1 protein-coding gene is annotated in these 1,504 nt (G+C 53.4%); it reads right to left on the bottom strand.

From position 1 onward, the window contains the following. Positions 1 to 75: 75 nt before the first annotated feature. A protein-coding gene (locus BUC32_RS20040; RefSeq protein ID WP_139280823.1) for an IS3 family transposase occupies positions 76 to 1,418 on the bottom strand; the annotation gives its coding sequence in 2 pieces (ribosomal slippage) (positions 76 to 1,091 and positions 1,091 to 1,418; 1,344 coding nt in all). Between the last annotated feature and the right edge of the window lie 86 nt (positions 1,419 to 1,504).

The following is a 1,504-nucleotide window of genomic DNA, read 5'->3' as shown; positions in this document are numbered from 1 at the left end:
GTGTCCGTCGTCAGAGTTTTTGGAACCAAGAGCGGCGTAAACTAAGAGAGTGTTCGGCTCATCTGGTTGGTTTGATTATGCGGCACGTTGACTGTGTTGCAAGCGTCGCGTTTCGAATGTCTTCTGTTTGATCCTTTCTCTTTGTTTTAGAATGGCTTTGTCACGTCCGAAGTAGACGTCTGATGGCGTGACGTTATTCAGGCTCTCGTGATAGCGCTGATGGTTGTAGTGATCGACGAAGGCTTCGATCTGGGCTTCGAGATCTCCCGGCAAGAAGTAGTTTTCCAGCAGAATGCGGTTCTTCAGGGTTTGATGCCAGCGTTCGATCTTGCCTTGGGTTTGTGGATGGTACGGCGCACCACGACTGTGTTTCATACCTTTGTCCTGTAACCATTCAGCCAAGTCGGCAGAGACATAACTTGAGCCGTTGTCACTGAGCAGTCTTGGCTTGTGAAGGACATGGACCTGATCAAAGCCAGATGCCTGCAAGGCCAGATCGAGGGTGTCTGTCACATCCTCAGCCCGCATGGTCGTGCAGAGCTTCCACGAGATGATGTAGCGGCTGTAGTCGTCCAGAATCGTGCTGAGGTAGAACCAGCCCCACCCCAGAACCTTGAGATAGGTAAAGTCGGTCTGCCACAGCTGGTTGATGGCCGTTGTCTTATGCTCGAACTCGTTCGCAGCTTTCAGCACGATGAACGCCGGGCTGGTGATCAGGTCATGTGCCTTGAGCGTGCGATAGACTGTGGATTCCGATACGAAATAGCGTTCCTGGTCTGTGAACGTTACCGCCAACTCGCGGGGCGACAGCTCTGTCTCCTTCAAGGCGAAGTTGACGACTTTGCGCTTCACCTCGTCAGGAACGCGGTTCCAAACGTGTTTGGGCTTGGGAGATTGATCCTCAAGACCAGCCTCCCCGCGTTGCAGGTATCGGTCGTACCAACGGTAGAATGTGGTGCGAGGGATACCCAGTTTGGCCAATGTACGACGTGCTGACAGATGGCTTTCTTCAACCAACCGGATGATCTCCAGCTTCTCGGATGCGGCATACCTCATTCGTGGTCGCCCCCATCGCCTGTCATGCTTTTTTTGAGAAGACGCAGTTCCAATGTTTGCTCCGCGACAACCTCCTTGAGATCCTTTGCTTCGCGGCGCAGTTCCTTGACCTCGTCAGTGTTTGCGGCACGCGCTGTATCGCCCGCCAGCCGCTTCTTACCGGCCTCCATGAAGTCCTTCGACCATTTGTAGTAAACGCCTTGAGAAATCCCCTCGCGGCGACACAGCTCAGCTATGCTGTCCTCGCCACGAAGACCATCAAGGACGATCCGGATCTTCTCTTCCGCCGAATACTGTTTACGGGTGGCGCGCTTGATATCTTTAACGATCTTCTCGCCAGGGCTCTTCGTAGTCTTTCTCATCTTCCACTCCTCAGTGGCTACGATGAGCCAGAAACTCTCCCTTATCAAATCACCCTAATTGGACCCATAGGCGCTGACGTCAGACA

Source organism: Shimia gijangensis, from assembly GCF_900142085.1.
Lineage (GTDB): Bacteria > Pseudomonadota > Alphaproteobacteria > Rhodobacterales > Rhodobacteraceae > Shimia > Shimia gijangensis.
This window is presented reverse-complemented; position numbering and strand designations above follow the sequence as displayed.